Source organism: Micromonospora sp. NPDC049047, from assembly GCF_040649135.1.
Classification (GTDB): Bacteria; Actinomycetota; Actinomycetes; order Mycobacteriales; family Micromonosporaceae; genus Micromonospora.
Genome location: NZ_JBEZEY010000006.1, coordinates 236,194 through 253,456, shown reverse-complemented (window position 1 = coordinate 253,456; position 17,263 = coordinate 236,194). Strand labels below are relative to the sequence as shown.

Genomic DNA, 17,263 nt, shown 5'->3' with positions numbered 1-17,263 from the left:
CAGTGGTGCGCCAGGGAATCGGAAAAAACGCCGGGTGGAATAGCCGGACGGGTGGCTGCGGTTACCCCTCAGGACACCGCGACGACCAGCATGATGTCGTGGTCCTGTACAGTTCCACCGGCGGCTTATGCCGCGTTACATCTTCGCGGGCCGAGCGCAGTGTGGCCCGCACACAGCCCCCGGACGTCCAGTCCTCCCGTACGTCTTGCAAGGAGTACCTCCGTGGCGAGCAACACCTCTAAGACCGCGCGCGCGTCCGTCCGGGCCGGCCAGGCTGGCCAGGGTGGCGCCCTCAGCGTGCTGGGCGAGTTCAAGTACCTGATCCCGCTCAACGGCGGCAAGCACGCCTACGTGCGGAACCTGACCAACGGCAAGACCGCGCACCTGCGCACGGACTCCGACGCCTTCGTCGAGGAGATCCGCGTGCTGGCCGCGGCCGGCCACGCCGCCAAGATCCGGGCCGAGATCAACAACCTGGCTGCCGCCCACCCGGGTGACGGCTGGGAGGCCACCGAGAAGCGCCTGGTCGCGGCCGGCGTCTTCGAGGGCTGAGCCCCGCTTCACCGCATCATCGCCAACCGCCCGCCGGCAGTTCCCGGCGGGCGGTTTCGCGTTGTGCCCGCCCTCGGCGGTTTCGCCGGTCCACGCCCTCGGTGGTTCGCGTGATCCACGCCCTCGGACGCCGGGCCGAGCCGGGCTCAGGCCGGGTCGAGTAGGGCGACCTCGCCGGTGGCCAGGTCGTAGAGCCCACCGACCACTGCCACCCGACCGGCGGCGACCGGCCCGGCCAGCAGGTCGTCCGCGCGCAGCGTGCCCACCGTCCGCCTTACGTGCCGGCGGATCGCGAGCGGCAGCACCGCCGGGTCGTCGATCCCCACCCCGGTCACCGCCGGAGCGATCTCGTCCACCAGGTACGACAGTGAGCCACCGGGCCGTTCCCCGGCACGCACCGCGTCCACTGTGGCGCCGACGGCCCCGCACCGCTCGTGCCCGAGGACCATCACCAGCGGTACGCCCAGCTGGCCGACCACGTACTCGATCGACCCGCGCACCGCCCGGTCGAGGACGTGCCCACCGGTACGGATCACGCAGATCGCGCCGAAGGTCTGGTCGAAGATCGCCTCCAGCGGCACCCGCGAGTCGATGCAGCCGAGCACCACGGCGTACGGCTGCTGGTCGCCCGAGGCGGCCGCGGCGGCCGTGACGTCGTGCCCGTGGATCGGCTGCCCGCTCACGAACCGCCGGTTGCCGGCGAGCAGGTCGGCCAGGGCGGCGCGAGGAGTGCCCCCGGCCTGCCGCCGCTGCCCCGACGTGTCGCCCATCGGCGCTCCCGACGACCCCATGCCGTCCAGCTTGGCCCGCCACCGGCCACCACGGGTCGGGTCGGGAATGTTGACCGCGGCGCGATTGGCGGGCTGTCCTGGTGGGTAGCCGGTGTTACCACCGGGTATCGGAGGTGCTGGTGGTGCCGGGCGGCCCTGGGGAGGTGGCGATGCCGGATCGGTTCGAGGTCGCCCTGGCCGACGGCGTACGGCTGAACGTCGAGGCGAGCGGGCCACCAGATGCCCAGGTCACCGCCGTCCTGCTGCATGGCTGGACGTTGGACGGGCGGGCCTGGCACCGGCAGGTCGACGCGCTCACCGGGGCATCGGTCGGCGGGTCGGTGCGGGTGGTCACCTACGACGCCCGGGGGCACGGCCGGTCCAGTTGCATGGCGTTGCCCACGGCCACCCTGGCCCAACTCGGCGACGACCTGGCCGCGGTGCTCGACACGGTGGCGCCGGTCGGGCCGGTGGTCCTGGTCGGGCACTCGATGGGCGGCATGACGATCATGGAGTACGCCCACCGCCACCCCGCCCACTTCGCCGCCCGGGCGGCCGGTCTGGTCTTCGTGTCGACCACCGCCGAGGGGCACACCCACACCGTCTACGGGCTCTCGCCCCGGATTGCCCGACTGATCCGGCTGGCCGAGACGACAGGTGCCGGAGTGCTGGCCCGCTGCGGCTCGTGGCGAGCGCCCCGGGCGCTGCTCAACGCCCTGCAACCGAGCATCCGGTGGATGCTCTTCGGCGACCGCTGCGAGCCGGCGGACATCCGGCTGGTGACGTCCGCGGTGGCTCGGGCCTCGCTGCGGTCGATCGGCGGGTTCCGGGCCTCCATCGGCACCCAGCACCGACTGGACACCCTCGCCGCGTTGGCGCACCTGCCGGCCGCCGCCCTGGTCGGCGACCGGGACCGGCTGACCCCGCCGCCGTGTGCCGAGTCGATCGCGGCGGCCCTGCCGGCCACCGAACTGACCGTCTGCCCGGGCGCCGGGCACATGTTGATGATGGAGCGGCCGGACGAGGTGACCGCGGCACTGACCGGCGTCCTGCGCCGGGTGCTCGCCGAACCGACGCCCCGCCGGCACGGCACGACCGCCGCCGGAACGGGTGTCTGAGCGCGTTCGCGCACCTCGCGCGTCGCGGGCCCGGCCTGGGGCCGTACCCTTCTGCGGTTGGCTTGCGCGGTTCCCGCCCCCTGCCGGCGACCTTCGAAGGAGCGTGCGTTGACCGACCAGACCGGCCTTGAGCAGGAGATTGCCGTCGAGCAACGACACCTTGACCGGGTGTACGCCCGATTGGCCGAACTGCGGCGCTCGGCGGTCCGGGCCGAGCGTGACGGCTACCGGATGGCCCGGGTGGGCACGTTCGGCGCGTTGGTCGAGCGCGACGCGATGGTCTTCCACGCGGCGCAACGGCGGCACGTCCTGGACGCCGAGTACGAGGGGTTGGTCTTCGGCCGGCTGGACCTGCGCGACCGGCAGGTGCTGCACGTGGGGCGGCTCGGGATCCGCGACGAGGACGCCAGCACGCTCGTCGTCGACTGGCGGGCGCCCGCCGCCGCCGCCTTCTACCAGGCCACCCCGGCGCAGCCGCTGGACGTGGTGCGTCGCCGCACGATCCAGTCCCGGGCCGAGCGGGTCACCCGGATCGAGGATGACCTGCTGGACCCGAGCGCGGCCCCGGAGGGGATGACAGTCGTCGGCGACGGCGCGCTGCTGGCCACCCTGTCCAAGGCGACCGGCCGGGGCATGCGGGACATCGTGGCGACCATCCAACGGGAGCAGGACGAGGCGATCCGTTCGCCCGGCTCCGGGGTGACGATCGTCGCGGGCGGTCCGGGCACCGGTAAGACCGCCGTCGCCCTGCACCGGGCGGCGTTCCTGCTCTACTCCGACCGCAGCCGCTACGCCGGTGGCGGGATCCTGGTGGTCGGCCCGTCGGGGGTGTTCGTCGAGTACATCGCCTCGGTGTTGCCGTCGCTCGGCGAGGACACCGCCACCCTGCACTCGCTCGGCACTCTCTTTCCGGGGATGACCGCCACCCGTACCGACCCGCCCGAGGTGGCAGCGGTGAAGGGCTCGCTGCGGATGCGCCGGGTGCTGGAACGCGCGGTCCGGGACGCGGTGCCGGGCGGCCCGGGTGAGCTGCGACTGCTCTACCGGGGCACGCTGCTGCGGTTGAACCGGGACGAGCTGGACCGGATCCGGGACCGCGCGCTGCACCGCGGCGCCCGCCGCAACGAGGTGCGCCGGGCCGGCTTCGACGGCGTGTTCGGCGCGCTCTGGGCGCAGGCCCGCGAGGTGGGCGTTCGCCTGCCGGAGCAGCGGACCTTCGAGGCGGAGATCGCCGAGCGGGCCGAGTTCCGGGAGTTTCTCAAGGCGTGGTGGCCCCGGCTGCACCCGCGGCACGTGCTGGGTTGGCTGGCCCGGCCGGAGCGGCTGCGCCGGTACGCTGCCGGGATTCTCTCCACCGACGAGATCCGGCTGCTCGGCGCGGCGTACCGGAGTCTGGACTCCGCCGGGTTGACCATCGCCGACATCGCGCTGCTCGACGAGTTGGACGCGTTGCTCGGCAAGCCGGCGCAGCCGGCCAAGGCCCGCCGCGACCCGTTCCAACTCGCTGGCGGCGTACGCGAGCTGAGCACCGCGAGCGACAGGCAGCGCGCGGCCCGAGCGGCGGCCCGGGAGCGCCCGGAGGACTACCGGGAGTACGCGCACGTGGTGGTGGACGAGGCGCAGGACGTCTCACCGATGCAGTGGCGGATGGTCGGGCGGCGTGGCCGGCTGGCCTCCTGGACGGTGGTGGGTGACCCCGCGCAGACCGCGTGGACCGGTGATCCGGAGGAGCTGACCCGGGCTCGGGACCAGGCCCTGGGCCGGCGTAAGCGACACGACTTCACGCTCACCACCAACTACCGCAACTCGGCGGAGATCTTCGCGGTGGCGGCGGCGGAGATCCGCCGGCTCTACCCTGACCTGCCGCTACCGACCGCCGTGCGCTCCACCGGGGTCGATCCGGTCGAGCTGGTGGTGCCCGCGACCGGGTTGGAGACCGCCGTCGTGAAGGCGGCCGCCGGGCTGCTGGCCGAGGTGGAGGGCACGGTCGGGGTGATCACTCCGGTCCCCCGCCGCGACGAGGTCGCCGGTTGGCTCGACGCGCTCGACGCGCCGCGCCTGCAGGTGGTGACCAGCCTGGAGGCCAAGGGCATGGAGTACGACGGGGTCGTGCTCGTCGCCCCGAGCGAGATCCGGGCCGATCCGGGCGCGGGGGTACGCACCCTGTACGTGGCGCTTTCCCGGGCCACGCAGCGGCTCACCACAATCGATCCGACCGACTGATCCGGGGCAAACCTGCCTGCTGGGCCGGTGGTCTACCTCATAGTTGCATACATAGCGATGTGAACATACATTTGACCGGGCCCCGACCGGCGGCGGAAGGTGGATCTCGTGGGCGCAGGTCATGACCACCACCATGGGTCGGTCGCCAATGCCGCACACCAGCACAGGGGCCGACTCTGGGCGGCGTTCGGGCTGCTCGCCACCCTGATGGTGGTCGAGGCGGTGGCCGCCCTGCACACCGGCTCGCTCGCCCTGCTCTCCGACGCCGGGCACATGTTCACCGACGTGCTCGGCATCGGCATGGCACTCGCCGCGATCACCGCGACCCGGCGGGCCACCGGCGACCCGCAGCGCACCTTCGGGCTCTACCGACTCGAGGTGCTCGCCGCGCTCGCCAACGCCGTCCTGCTCTCCGGCGTCGCCGTCTACGTGCTGATCGAGGCGATCCGCCGATTCGGGGACCCGCACGAGGTCGTCACCGGACCAATGCTCGCGGTGGCCGTCCTCGGCCTGCTCGCGAACATCGTCGCCTTCGCCCTGCTTCGCGCCGGCGCCCGGGAGAGCATCAACCTCCAGGGCGCCTACCTGGAGGTGCTCGGCGACCTGCTCGGCTCGTTGGGCGTGATCGGCGCGGCGCTGCTCATCGCCGGCACCGACTGGTGGTGGGCCGATCCACTCGTCGCGGTCGCCATCGGCGCGTTCATCCTGCCGCGCACCTGGCGGCTGGCCCGCGCCGCCGTCCGGATTCTGGTCCAGGCCGCCCCGAAGCACCTCCAGGTGACCGCCGTGCATGACCGACTGGCCGCGGTCCCCGGCGTGGTCGAGGTGCACGACCTGCACGTCTGGACGCTCACCTCGGGCATGGACGTGGCGTCCGCGCACCTGACCATGGCACCCGACGCGGAGGTCGGCGCGGTGCTCACCGCGGCGCGTACCGCCCTGCACGACGACTTCCGGATCGAACACGCGACGTTGCAGATCGAGCCCGGCGCCGCCACCGGAGCGTGCGGCTCGATCGAGTGGTGACAATTCGTTCGTGACGACGCACGCACCGTCCGTCACAACGGCTGCAGCCGCCCCACCGGCACCGGTAGGCTCGGTCCCGGCCTCCACCAGGCGGCGCCCTCCAGGCGCCGGTGGCGGTCGCCGCCTAATCGCCCAGCCGGGCGAACCGGGGAACCACGTTCCTGGGGTGCATCCGCGTCAGCGGTAGGGATCTTCCGTCCCGAACCCGACAGCTAACCCGGTCGGCGGCTGACGGAAGGACATGCGCAGTGGCACCAGCACGACCACCCGCCGCCCGACTGGCGGCCCTGATCGTCGCGATGTTCGCCCTCGGCGTCGCGCTCCCGGCCGGCACCGCCTCGGCCGCTCCCCCGACCGGCCTGCGGGCCGCCGCCGCCCCCGACTCCGACGAGGAGGGCGGCACCCCCTCGCTACGCGCCCAACTTGAGGCCGCCAGCAAGGGCTACCTGGACGCGAAACGCGCGCTGGACACCTCCGTGCAGCGGCAACAGCAGCTCGCCACCCAGCTGAAGACCATCGAGGTCGAGCTCGCCCAGCGCGACGGCAAGGTCGGCCAGATCGCCGACGTGGCGTACCGCACCGGCCGGCTCGGCACGGTGTCGGCGCTGCTCAACAGCAACAGCCCGGAGGGCTTCATGGACCGGGCCGCCGCGCTGGAGGCGGTGGCCGCCAACGAGGACCGGGTGCTGCGCGATCTACTCGCCACCAAGGACCAGGCCAATCGCACCCGGGCCGCCCTGAACGGCGAGATCGTCGAAGAGCGCAAGCAGGTAGCGGTGATGGCCAAGCGCAAGGACCAGGCCGAACGGGCGCTGGCCGTGGCCAACGCCCCCAAGCCGCAGACCACCGCCGACAGCGGTTCCAACCGGGGCACCTCCACGGCGAACGCGAAGGCCGCACCCCGCAACTCCGACGGCTCCTGGCCATCCGAATCGTGCAGCGTCAACGACCCCACCCCCGCCAGCGGCTGCATCACCCCGCGCACCCTGCACGCGCTCAACCAGGCCAAGGCCGCCGGCTTCACCAGGTACGTCTCCTGCCACCGCCCCAGCGGCTCCGGCGAACACCCCAAGGGCCGGGCCTGCGACTTCGCGGCCCAGAAGGATGGCTTCGGCGGCAACGCCACCGGCGGCGACAAGACGTACGGCAACAACCTGGCCGCGTACTTCATCCGCAACGCCGACCAGCTCGCCGTGCTGTACGTGATCTGGTACCGGCAGATCTGGCTGCCCAGCAGTGGGTGGAAGTCGTACAGCGGCGCGGGCGGCACCCCGTCCACCGACCACACCAACCACGTACACCTGTCGGTCTACTGACCCCCGGTGTCCGGCGGGTGATCCGCTCGTGTTCGCCGACTCCGGGGTATCCGGTCAACGGGATACCCCGGAGTCGGTGATGTCGTGTTGACCCTTGCGGGCGGGCGATGCCGTCGCCGGGGCCGGCTACGTCGCCGGGCGTACCCTGGATGACGTCGGCGGTCGGACGACCCGGCCCGGGTCGGCGGGCAGCATCGCGGTATGCCTCGGATCCCACCCACCACCCGCAAGGGCCTGCTCGCACTGCATCTGGTCACCTCGCTCGGCTGGCTCGGTGCCGACCTCGTGCTCCTCACCCTCGGCATCGCCGTGCAGCGTGGCGCCGACCCGGCGGTGGTCTACCCGGTCATGGCGCTGGTCGGCACTGTGCTGTTCGCGCCGCTGAGCGTCCTGGTCTGGCTGGTCGGGGTCGCCAGCGCGCTCCTCACCCCGTGGGGCCTGTGGCGCTATCGCTGGGTGCTGGCCAAGCTCGTGCTCACCACCGTGATGGTCGGACTGGTGCTGTTCCTGCTCACGCCGAACCTGCGGCACGCCGGTGCGGTGGGCGCCGCCCTTCCCACCCGAGACCGCGCCGACCTGGTGATCGCCCCCGCCGTCTCGACCAGCCTGATGATCATTGCGACGGTGCTGTCCACCTACAAGCCCTGGGGCCGACGTCCCGTCGCCCGCCCCGCCCGTGAGAGCACCCCGGTGACCACGCCGCACTGACCCGCGCCGCGATGCCGATGGCGCGACGATCGCGCTGCCCCGGCCGCGCCGCGATGTCCATGCTGCGACGACCGCGCTGCCACGACCGCGCTGCGACGACCGCGCTAGAACCTGGATCCGGTGGCATCCTCCCGCCCACAGGCCACTACATCCACGATCGAGCACGATCATGAGCTGGGCCGCGAGGGCGGGGGTGGGCTGGTCGAGGCGGGGTGGGGTCAGGACGAGGGTGGGGGGTCGCCGGCGCGGTCGAGGGCCGGGCCGAGCCGGGCGGCGAGGGCGAGGTGCGCGGAGCGCGCCTGGCGGAACGCGTACCGGAACAGTGGCGTCGGCGCGGTCAGGGTGATCTCGACATCGATCCGGACCAGGCCTTCCGACTCGGCGCGCAGTCGGGTGTGGTTGCGCACCGTGGTGGCGGGCCACTGGCGGGCCACCGTGACGATCTCGTCGGCCTCGCTGATCAGCACGTCCGCGTGGTACGTGGTCCGGAAGCGGAGCGGGCCGGCCACCAGCCTGTCGTTGATCGTGTAGCTGGCCCGGGCACCGGGTCGGGGCGGCAGTTCCCGGACCCGCACGATCAGCGGATGCAGCTCGCCCTGTCGGGTCAGGTCGCTGAGCAACGCCGCCGCCTCGTCCGGCGAGCACCGGGCCTGGACGGTGTAGCCGAAGGTATCGCTGCTGAGCACACGTCTCCCACCGTCGTTGTCGCACGATCGTCCCGTACCGATGTCTGGCTGGCAACGCCCGACGGCCGCCGATGTCGGGCCAACACCTGTCGATGGGAGGCCGCGTCCCCAGTTGTCCCATTAGGGTCGGTTGGTGAGGATTCACCCGACCGACTGAAGGGCGACAGCATGAGTGGCGACGACGGATGAGCGGGCACGTGATGGTCTTCGCGCCCACCCCGCAGCTCACGGTCACCGTGGACCAGCCGAACGACCACCCCGAGCTGCACCTGCACCCCGGCGGGCAGGGCGTCTGGCAGGCCCGGATGGTCATGTCACTCGGTGTCGACGTGGTGCTCTGCGCCGCCCTCGGCGGCGAGATCGGGCAGGTGCTGGAGCCGCTCCTGGTGAGCGAGGGAGTGGACCTCAAGGTGGTGGTCCGTGACTCCGGCAGCGGCGGGTACGTGCACGACCGCCGGGGCGGCTCGCGCCAGGAGATCGCCGACGTACCCGGGCAGCCGCTGAGCCGGCACGAGTTGGACGAGCTGTACAACCTGGCCCTCGGCGAGGGCCTACAGGCCGCGGTGAGCGTCCTCAGTGGGCCGAACGAGCCGTGGCTGGTCCCGGCCGACCTGTACCGGCGCTTCGCCGCCGACCTCGCCGCCAACGGCGGCCGGGTGGTCGTCGACCTCTCCGGTGATCACCTCGGCGCGGTGCTGGAGAGCGGCGTGTTCTTCCTCAAGGTGAGTCACGAGGAGCTGATCCGCGACGGCCGCGCCCGCAGCGACGACAGCCTGGAGCTGACCCGGACCATGTACGAACTCCACGCCGCCGGCGCCGAGACGGTGGTGGTGAGCCGGGCCGAGCAGCCAGCGCTGGCGCTCATCGACGGGGAACTGTTCGAGGTCGAGATGCCCCGCCTGGAGGCCGCCGACCCCCGCGGCGCGGGCGACTCGATGACCGCCGGGGTGGCCGCCGTCGTGGCCCGCGGCGGGGACATCCGGACCGCCATCCGCACCGGCGCCGCCGCCGGGGCGCTGAACGTGACCCGGCACGGTCTCGGCACCGGACGACTGGACTCGATCACCGGCCTGGTCGACCGGGTCCGGCTGGTGCCAGCGGACAGCCGACCCCAGGAGCGGACCACCCCTGACGAGTTGGCCGACCGGGTGGTGGAGTGATGATGCTGCGGGTGCTGATCACCAACGACGACGGGATCGCCGCGCCCGGCATTCAGGCCCTGGCCTGGGCGGCGGTGCAGCGGGGCCTGGACGTGGTGGTCGCCGCGCCGCTGGAGGAGGCGAGCGGCACGAGCGCCGCGATGAGCGCTGTGGAGCGCGACGGGCGGGTCGTCGTGAACGACCACCCGCTGCCGGACCTGACGGGCGTGCCGGCGTACGGGGTGGGTGGCTCCCCCGGCTTCATCACCCTGATCGCGCTGCACGGCGCGTTCGGTCCACCGCCCTCGGTGGTGCTCTCCGGCATCAACCGGGGTGCCAACGCGGGGCGGGCCGTGTTGCACTCCGGAACGGTGGGTGCCGCCTTCACCGCCGCCACGAACGGGTGCCGGGCGATGGCGGTGTCCCTCGACGTACTCTCCGCGGGCGAGGCGACGGCAGCCAGCGGCGGTGCCGCGGTGGACGCCGCCGCCCGGGTACGCGACGCCGAGCGGCACTGGAGCACCGCGGCGCGCGTCGCCCTGGACCTGCTCCCCCGCCTGACCTCCGGCCCGCTGGAGAGCGTGCTCAACGTAAACGCCCCGGACCTGCCGCACGGGCGGCTGCGCGGGGTGCGACGCGGCACGCTGGCGAGCTTCGGTCAGGTGCAGATGACGGTGGCCGAATCCGGCCACGGGTTCGTCCGTACCTCACTCGAGGAGCCGGGGCAGGCGGCGCAGCCCGGCACGGACGTGGCGTTGCTGGCCGCCGGGTACGCCTCGGTGACGGCCATCCGAGCAGTCACCGAGGCGACGGACATCGACCTGACCGGGCTGGACGAGCAGCAGTGACCGGCGGCCCGCTGGCGCTCAGGCGCCGGGCAGCACCTCGGGGGTGACCGCGCCGGCGAAGTAGGGCTCGGGGGCACCGAACAGGCCGAGCAGGCCGGTCACCCAGAGCTGCCGGTGCACGAACCGGCTCGGCTCGGTGACCACCAGCTTGACGTTGCTGACCTCGGCCGTCTGGAAGCCGGCAACCATGGCGCTGATGCCGACGGAGTCGATGAAGGTGACCAGCCTCATGTTCAGCTCGATGCGCAGCGGCCGACCCTTGGCCAGCACCTCCGCGATCGCCTCGCGCACCTCGTACGCTGTGTCGACGTCGATCTCGCCACGGGGGGCGATCTCCACGACTCCACCGGACAAAACCGACTTCACGATCGACAGGCTCACGCGAGCACCTCCACCCGCCCGTCCCCCGGGCGCCTCATCAGTACGCGGGCCGCGACCGAGAGTATTCCTCTGACGGCCTCGGTCGCCACCCCTCGGGATGAGCAATTCACGGATCCGCACCCACAAAGGCACCCATATCCGTACTTTTGAGTAACTGATTGCTCAAGACTTTTTGTTATTCGACCTCCGACGAACCGGTCGCGACCGGCACGCCGCGGACCAGGGTAGCGGCCCGGGCCCGACGCGCCCGACAACCGGCCCCCGACCGACGGCTCACCCCGTGCCACCGGCGTGTCGGCCACGGACACCCGTCCGACCCCGGCGCCCCTGTTGCCGACGCCACCTAGCATCGGGCTGGGACACCCCCAGCTACGGAGAGGATCTTCGATGCTCAAACGACTTGCCGGCCTGGCCGGCGTCGGCGTTCTGCTCGCTCTCGTACTGGCCTGCGGTTTCGGCGGTGGAGACGACGATGACGACGATGACGACGACTTCGCCCGCGGCGTCGCCGTGGTGGTGCTGCGCTGAGTTGCGGCGGCGGCCCGCAGCCGACCGGGTTTGCGCCCGGGCGGCCCGGGGCACTGGCGGGGTAGGCGAACCGTGACGCGCTGAACAGACGCCGAAGTCCGAAGTGGCCGGCGGCTTCGGCACCCGAGGAGGTAACCACGATGTTCGGAACCAACGTGCTGGACCGCCGGAGCAGGCCGGAACGGATTGCGGACCATGCCTGGGAGCAGCTGCTCTCCGCCGTGAACTCGGCCGGAGACAGCGTGCGCGACACCGCCCGCTCGGCGCGTCGCAACAGCGGCGACCTCGCCGACGGTGCGGGTGACCTGGTGGGCTCCGCCGCCGAGGAGGCGCGACGTCGCGCCTCGTTGGCCTTCGACGCGCTCGCCGGACGGCAGCCGGCACTGCCCTGGACCCTGCTGATCGGCGCCGCGCTGGTGGGCGTCGCCGTTGGCTGGGCCGTCGGCTCCGCCGCGCGGGCCGCCGGCAGCCGGGACGACCGCGCCGTCGACGACGTGGAGTTCGTCGACGTGGACCGGCCCAACTCTCCGGCGGTGTGACCGACCCGTCCACAACCACCACAGCGGGCCCCGCTCACAAGCAGTCGAGCGGGGTCCGTCGCCGTGCCGCAGACCCGCGCCGTAGCGGGGTCGGGGCCGCAGACCTGCGCCGCATCACATTATGGAGTTGCGTCGAGGTCCGGTGGCGCTGCTGATCGGCGCCGGGCGGTGGGCCGGCCCGCCGGGTGCCGGACCCCTCAGGCAGCCCGGCGGACCGGTGTTCGGGTGATGGTCGCCCGCGCCGCCCGCTCGCGACCGGCGCAGGCGAGGGTGGCCATCCGCCGTGGCCGGGGCGGAAGCCGGGGCAAAGCGCGTCCCCGCCCCGAGGCGGCGGCGGTGACCAGCACGGACCGGACCATGCCCGGGAGGTGGTCGGGCATCTGCGGTTTCCTCGCGGGATGCAGCCACGGGGGACGGGGCTGATCCGGTGGTGACGTCGTGGCCCGGGGGACGAGCACGACGACGGGGACGAGGTGGAGCTTGCCCTGGCTTCCACCACCCGACGCAACGGCTCCTGCGATCGAGGACTGCGATTACGGTAACCGAAAAGCGCTCGCTTTGGAAGCGCTCCCATTGTCTCCTTCGGGACCGCCCCGCCGCACCCGGAGCTGCGGCTCCTCACCCGACGCGGGTGAGGACGATTCACCCGGGCCGGCGGCAGGCTCGGATCCCGGCGGACCTCCGGCCGCAGCCGCCACCGGTCCGCCACCCACGCAGGGAGGAGGCCCAGATGGCGATCGCCGAGATCGACCGCACCGACCAGGACATCCAGTCCGCCGTACTCGACGAGCTGACCTGGGAACCGCGGGTGCAGCCGCACGAGATCGGCGTGACAGTCGCCGAGGCCGTCGTCACGCTCACCGGCCGGGTGGACAGCTACGCCAAGAAGTGGGCAGCCGAACGGGCCGCCCACCGGGTCGCCCGGGTCCGGGCGGTCGCCAACGACCTGGCCGTCCGACTGGCCGCCGGCACCGAGCGCGCCGATCCCGACCTGGCCGCCGCGGCCAGCCACGCGCTGGAATGGGACGCGTTCGTGCCCATCGAGAAGCTCCAGGTCACCGTCTCGGCCGGTTGGGTGACGCTGCACGGCGAGGTCGAGTGGGAATACCAGCGCCGGGCGGCGGAGCGGGCGGTGGGAAGGCTCACCGGCGTACGCGGGATGAGTAACGGCATCACTGTGCGGCCGGCCGCCCCACCGGACGGCCGGAACCTGGCCGATCGGATCGTCGACGCCCTGGCCCGCGCCGGAGCGACCGAGGCCGAACGGATCAGCGTCCGGGTGCACGGCGACACAGCGGTGCTCGCCGGACTTGTCCACTCGATGCCCGAACGGGCCGAGGTCGAGCAGGTGGCCTGGTCCGCCCCCGGTATCCGGGAGGTGCAGAACCACATCGCTGTCGCGCCGGTGCTGCGCTGAGCGAGCGCGAAACCACCCGGGGTGGGTGAGCCGACCTCACCCACCCCTGGAGCAGGCTGGGGGCATGAGTGATCCGAACGGGCTGATTCAACCGGGACGCCCCGCGCCCGATTTCACCCTTCCGGCCACCCCGGACGGGGCCCTGACCGGGCCCGGGCAGTTCCGGGGACGACCGGTGGTGCTCGCGTTCTATCCGGCCGACTGGAGTCCGGTGTGCGGCGACCAGATGTCGCTCTACCAGTCGGCGGCACCCGTGTTCGATCAGTACCGGGCGGTGGTGCTCGGCATCTCGGTGGACAGCATCTGGTCCCACCGGGCGTTCGCGGAGAGCCGGGGTATCGAGTTCCCACTGCTCGCCGACTTCGAGCCGAAGGGCGAGGTGGCCCGCCGCTACGGCGTGTACAACTCGCAGGGTGAGGCGGACCGGGCCCTCGTGGTGCTCGACCCAGCCGGGCAGGTGACCTGGAGCTACGTCTCGCCGCCCGACGTCAACCCGGGTGCCGACGGCATCTTCGACGCCCTCGACCAACTCGCCGCCGATCGGAAGGTGACGACCGGATGACCACGCCACTGCAGGTGACCGCCCGGCTCCGGGACCCGGTCACCACCGAGGACCATGTCCGGGGGCCGGCCGACGCGGCGGTGACAGTCGTCGAGTACGGCGACTTCCAGTGCCAGTTCTGCGGTGCGGCCTATCCGAACCTGCACGAGATGCTGCGGCAGCGCGCCGACACCGTCCGGCTGGTCTACCGCTACTTCCCCATCGCCAACGTGCACCCGTACGCCGAACGCGCCGCCGAGACGGCCGAGGCCGCAGCGGTCCGCGGCCGGTTCTGGGAGATGCACGACTGGCTCTACGAGCACCAGGACCAACTCGACCCGGTGCACCTCTCGCTCGGCGTCGAGCAGGTCGGGCTGCCGCCGGACGAGTTGAACGCCGAGGTGGAGAACCGGGCGCACGCGGACCGGGTGCGCCGGGACTTCGTCGGCGGCATCCGCAGCGGGGTGAACGGCACCCCCACCCTGTTCATCAACGGCGTCCGCCACGAGGGCGGGTACGACCTGCCCGAGCTGCTGGCCGCCGTGGACGCCGCGAGCAACGCCTGACCGTCGACCCGCTCAGATCAGCCGCAACTCGCGCGCCCGCCGGACCGCCTCGCGCCGGCGGGTCGCGTCGAGTTTGCGGTAGATGTTGCGGACGTGGGTCTTCACCGTGTTCACCGACAGGGACAGCTCGCTGGCGATCTCCACGTTGGACAGGATGCTCTGCAGATAGCGCAGGATGGTCAACTCCCGCTCGGTGAGCGGCTCGTCGAGCGGTCCCCTCGGCTCGACGTCCGGCCGGGTGGTGCTCGGTCCGGCCCCGCGTACCAGGTCACTGACCAGGGCGAAGTGGGCGGTGCCCGCGTCCAGGTGCGCGGCCAGTAGGTCCCGCACCGGCGGTCCGGCGTGGGTGAAGACCCGCCGACAACCCTGCGGCCCGGCCAGATCCAGCACCTGCTCCAGGAGCCGGCCGGCCCGCCTCCCGTCCCCGGCCCGCTGGGCCAGCACCGCGTCGAGCAGGCCCGCGTCCAGGCGTACCGGCAGGGGCCAGGCGGTGGCAGACGGCGCCTGCCAGCCGGGCAGCCCGCGACCGGCGGCAGCGGCGTCGCCGGCCAGCAGCGCCACCTTCGCCGCCGCCACCGCCAGCACCGGGTCGGTGTCCGCGTCGGCCGGATCGGCAAGCAGCTCGCGGGCGGCGTCCAGGTCGCCGCGCTCGGCGCGCAGTTCGGCCTCGGCGGCGCGCAGCAGACCTGTCAGCTCGGCGGCGGACGGCTTGTCGACGAGCGCTTCCCGGGCCCGGACGAGAAGTCGTTGGCCGGCCGCCGGGTCGCCGCGGTCGCGGTGCAGCTGCGCCCGGCACAGCGCGGCCACCGCCGCGGCCACCGGTTCGCCGCGCGCGGCGGCAAGCCAGCCGTCGCCCGCAGCTTCCGCTGAGCCGTCGCCCCGGCCGCCGTCGACGCCGAGTGCCGGTGCGGCGAGGTTGAGGTTCGCGGTGGCCTCGTCGGGCTGGTCACGCAGCAGCGCCACCTGCGCCAACGCCAGGTACGCGTAGGCGCAGTCGAGCCGGCAGGACCAGCCCCGACAGGGCGGCAGGCCCAACGCCTCCCGGGCCGCCTGCTCGGCTGCCCGCAGCTCACCGCGTACCGCGAGCAGCAGCGCGGCGCGGCTGGCGTCGACCAGCTCGGTACGCGGCCGGCCCGCCTCCCGCGCGGCCGCCCGGGCCCGCACGAACCGGGCGGTCGGCAACGCGCCAGCGGCCAACTCGACAAGCCCCAGGGCGGTGCCGGTGAACGCCCGCAGGTCGGCGTCGTCGGCGGCACCCGCACCGGACGTCGGCGCGGAACCGCCAGTCGACCCCGGGTCCGGCGGTCGGGTCGGTGTGGCGCCCGGCGAGCGGGTCCGCAGCATCCGGGCGGCGGCGGCCCGCACCTCCACCGGGTCGTCGGCGAGCCGGGCCACAGTCAACTCCAGCGCGGTGACCAACCGCAGGAACCGTTGCCGGCGAGGCACCGGCAGGGCCGCGGCGTGCCCGGCGGCGGCGCGCAGCTGACCGGTGGCGGCCGGAAGGTCTCCGGCGTACGCGCGCTCGGCGGCGTAGGCCAGGGCCACCTCCGGGTCGGCCCGGATCACCTCCACCGGCGGGGCGAGCGGTGCCGGGGCGTGCACCGGGTCACTGTCGTAGCGGGTCAGCTCCGGCCAGTGCGCGACGAACAGGTCGCCGGCCAGGTCCCACCGGCCGGCGGTGAGCGCGTGCCGCAGCGCGTCGGCCGGCCGACCGTCGCCCGCGTACCAGTCGGCCGCCCGCACGTGCAGGTCGCGCAGCTCGGGGCCGGGCAGGCGGGCCAGGTCGGCGCGGAGCAGGTCAGCCAGCAGCGGGTCGCAGCGGTACCACGGCGGTCGGGTGTCCTCCCGGTGCAGCAGACCACCCGTGCGGGCCAGGTCGGCAAGGGCCTGCCCGGCGTCGGCCCGGCCGGTGAGCGCCCCGGCCAGGTCGGCGCAGACGCTCTCGACGACGGCGGTCCGGCGCAGCAGTTCCTCCTCAGCCGCGTCGAGCGACGCCAGCACCTCCTCGCGTAGGTACCCGGCGATCTCCGGCAGGTCACCCCCGAACTGCCCCACCCAGCGCCCCGGGTCGGGCTGCCCGCGTACCGCCAAAGCGGCGATGCGCAGCGCGGCCGGCCAGCCCCCGGTGCGTTCGCGCAGCAGGTGCACGTCGGCCGCCGGCAGGGCCGCGCCGTGCGCGGTGAGCAGGTCGGCCACCTCGTCGCCGGTGAACGCCAGCTCGTCCGGGCCGATCTCGGTAAGCTCGCCGGCGAGGCGGAGCCGGTGCAGGGGCAGGTGCAGCCCGGCCCGCGCCCCGATCACCAGGCGCAGTCCCGGACCGGAATGCCGCAGCAGGAACTCCACGCCGCTGAGCGCCGCCGGGTCGGTGACCCGGTGCAGGTCGTCCAGGATCAGCAGCACCGGCCGGTCCGCGTCGGCGAGGGTGGCGGCCAACAGCTCCAACTGGTCGGGGCGGGGCGGCCGGTCGGGCACCGGGCCCGCCTCCGCCGACCCGGTCGCCGTGCGCAACGCCGCCGCGAGGTACGCCCAGAGCCGGTCGGCGTCGTCGCCGACCTCCACCGACACCCAGGCCGGGACCGGGATGGCCGCCTGCGACACGGACAGTTCGCCGGAGTCGGGCACGACCGCGCCCGGCTCGACGTCGGGCGTCGCGCTGTCGAGCCGCGCCCAGGTGGCGAGCAGCGTGGTCTTGCCCCAACCGGCGGGGGCGGCGACCAGGGTGACCGGTCCGGCGGTGCCCTCGTCGAGCCGGCGCAGCAGCCGGGGCCGGGCCAGCACCGGCTGCGGTGGCACGGCCGGGGTCAGCCGGGACGCGAGCAGCGGTGGCTGCTCCACCATCGTGTCGACGCGTACGCGACTCTGCTGTTCCGGCACCCGGCCCCACCCCCACCACGCGCTCCGCCCC

General features: G+C 73.4%; 18 protein-coding genes and 1 riboswitch. Of the genes, 13 read left to right on the top strand and 5 right to left on the bottom strand.

Features of this window, described 5'->3' with window-relative positions:
• Positions 1–222: 222 nt before the first annotated feature.
• The gene (locus tag AB0B86_RS12780; RefSeq protein WP_088988216.1) at positions 223–552 is read left to right on the top strand and encodes a hypothetical protein; all 330 of its coding nucleotides are present in this window, start codon (positions 223–225) and stop codon (positions 550–552) included.
• A 146-nt stretch (positions 553–698) separates the two neighbouring features.
• Here the strand turns inward: AB0B86_RS12780 and AB0B86_RS12775 are convergent, their stop codons facing one another.
• Positions 699–1,322, bottom strand: coding sequence for a carbonic anhydrase (locus tag AB0B86_RS12775; RefSeq protein ID WP_357405857.1), 624 nt, complete (start codon positions 1,320–1,322; stop codon positions 699–701).
• Positions 1,323–1,492: 170 nt separating this feature from the next.
• Here AB0B86_RS12775 and AB0B86_RS12770 point away from each other — a divergent pair, with 170 nt between their 5' ends.
• From AB0B86_RS12770 to AB0B86_RS12750, 5 genes are all read left to right on the top strand, one after another.
• Positions 1,493–2,440 (top strand): alpha/beta hydrolase, encoded by a 948-nt coding sequence (locus tag AB0B86_RS12770; protein WP_357405855.1) that lies wholly within the window; start codon positions 1,493–1,495, stop codon positions 2,438–2,440.
• Positions 2,441–2,548: 108 nt separating this feature from the next.
• On the top strand, positions 2,549–4,663 hold the full coding sequence (locus tag AB0B86_RS12765; RefSeq protein WP_357405853.1) for an AAA family ATPase: 2,115 nt from the start codon (positions 2,549–2,551) through the stop codon (positions 4,661–4,663).
• 108 nt (positions 4,664–4,771) lie between these two features.
• Positions 4,772–5,689, top strand: a complete 918-nt coding sequence (locus AB0B86_RS12760) for a cation diffusion facilitator family transporter (protein WP_357405851.1) — start codon at positions 4,772–4,774, stop codon at positions 5,687–5,689.
• A 111-nt stretch (positions 5,690–5,800) separates the two neighbouring features.
• Positions 5,801–5,932: riboswitch (cyclic di-AMP (ydaO/yuaA leader) on the top strand.
• A 56-nt stretch (positions 5,933–5,988) separates the two neighbouring features.
• Positions 5,989–7,005, top strand: coding sequence for a hypothetical protein (locus tag AB0B86_RS12755; RefSeq protein ID WP_357406064.1), 1,017 nt, complete (start codon positions 5,989–5,991; stop codon positions 7,003–7,005).
• Positions 7,006–7,206: 201 nt separating this feature from the next.
• The gene (locus AB0B86_RS12750; RefSeq protein WP_357417843.1) at positions 7,207–7,713 is read left to right on the top strand and encodes a hypothetical protein; all 507 of its coding nucleotides are present in this window, start codon (positions 7,207–7,209) and stop codon (positions 7,711–7,713) included.
• Between the two features lie 218 nt (positions 7,714–7,931).
• Here AB0B86_RS12750 and AB0B86_RS12745 read toward each other — a convergent pair whose 3' ends face one another.
• The gene (locus AB0B86_RS12745) at positions 7,932–8,399 is read right to left on the bottom strand and encodes an SRPBCC family protein (RefSeq protein ID WP_357405847.1); all 468 of its coding nucleotides are present in this window, start codon (positions 8,397–8,399) and stop codon (positions 7,932–7,934) included.
• 185 nt (positions 8,400–8,584) lie between these two features.
• On the opposite strand from AB0B86_RS12745, the gene AB0B86_RS12740 reads away from it, so the two are divergent.
• On the top strand, positions 8,585–9,559 hold the full coding sequence (locus AB0B86_RS12740) for a PfkB family carbohydrate kinase (protein WP_357405845.1): 975 nt from the start codon (positions 8,585–8,587) through the stop codon (positions 9,557–9,559).
• The gene (locus tag AB0B86_RS12735) at positions 9,559–10,386 is read left to right on the top strand and encodes a 5'/3'-nucleotidase SurE (RefSeq protein ID WP_357405843.1); all 828 of its coding nucleotides are present in this window, start codon (positions 9,559–9,561) and stop codon (positions 10,384–10,386) included. The genes AB0B86_RS12740 and AB0B86_RS12735 overlap by 1 nt, the downstream gene beginning before the upstream one ends.
• 18 nt (positions 10,387–10,404) lie before the next feature.
• On the opposite strand, the gene AB0B86_RS12730 is transcribed toward AB0B86_RS12735, so the two are convergent.
• Entirely contained in the window at positions 10,405–10,767 is a 363-nt protein-coding gene (locus AB0B86_RS12730; RefSeq protein WP_357417840.1) for an STAS domain-containing protein, read from the bottom strand.
• Positions 10,768–11,154: 387 nt separating this feature from the next.
• Between AB0B86_RS12730 and AB0B86_RS12725 the strand changes: the two genes are divergently transcribed.
• The gene (locus AB0B86_RS12725; protein WP_357405839.1) at positions 11,155–11,295 is read left to right on the top strand and encodes a hypothetical protein; all 141 of its coding nucleotides are present in this window, start codon (positions 11,155–11,157) and stop codon (positions 11,293–11,295) included.
• A 140-nt stretch (positions 11,296–11,435) separates the two neighbouring features.
• A complete protein-coding gene (locus AB0B86_RS12720) occupies positions 11,436–11,834 on the top strand; it encodes a hypothetical protein (RefSeq protein ID WP_357405837.1) in 399 nt (132 codons plus the stop codon).
• Positions 11,835–12,031: 197 nt separating this feature from the next.
• On the opposite strand, the gene AB0B86_RS12715 is transcribed toward AB0B86_RS12720, so the two are convergent.
• Entirely contained in the window at positions 12,032–12,214 is a 183-nt protein-coding gene (locus AB0B86_RS12715; RefSeq protein ID WP_357417838.1) for a hypothetical protein, read from the bottom strand.
• A 350-nt stretch (positions 12,215–12,564) separates the two neighbouring features.
• Between AB0B86_RS12715 and AB0B86_RS12710 the strand changes: the two genes are divergently transcribed.
• The 3 genes from AB0B86_RS12710 to AB0B86_RS12700 all read left to right on the top strand — a co-directional run bounded on the left by AB0B86_RS12710 (position 12,565) and on the right by AB0B86_RS12700 (position 14,358).
• Positions 12,565–13,251 carry a BON domain-containing protein gene (locus AB0B86_RS12710; protein WP_357405835.1) on the top strand — a complete coding sequence of 229 codons (687 nt, stop codon included), beginning with the start codon at positions 12,565–12,567 and terminating at the stop codon, positions 13,249–13,251.
• Positions 13,252–13,315: 64 nt separating this feature from the next.
• Entirely contained in the window at positions 13,316–13,813 is a 498-nt protein-coding gene (locus AB0B86_RS12705) for a redoxin domain-containing protein (RefSeq protein ID WP_357405833.1), read from the top strand.
• Entirely contained in the window at positions 13,810–14,358 is a 549-nt protein-coding gene (locus tag AB0B86_RS12700) for a DsbA family protein (RefSeq protein WP_357405831.1), read from the top strand. Before AB0B86_RS12705 ends, AB0B86_RS12700 begins: the two co-directional genes overlap by 4 nt.
• Before the next feature lie 12 nt (positions 14,359–14,370).
• On the opposite strand, the gene AB0B86_RS12695 is transcribed toward AB0B86_RS12700, so the two are convergent.
• Complete coding sequence (locus AB0B86_RS12695) at positions 14,371–17,196, bottom strand: LuxR C-terminal-related transcriptional regulator (protein WP_357417944.1); 2,826 nt, start codon at positions 17,194–17,196, stop codon at positions 14,371–14,373.
• Positions 17,197–17,263 lie beyond the last annotated feature (67 nt).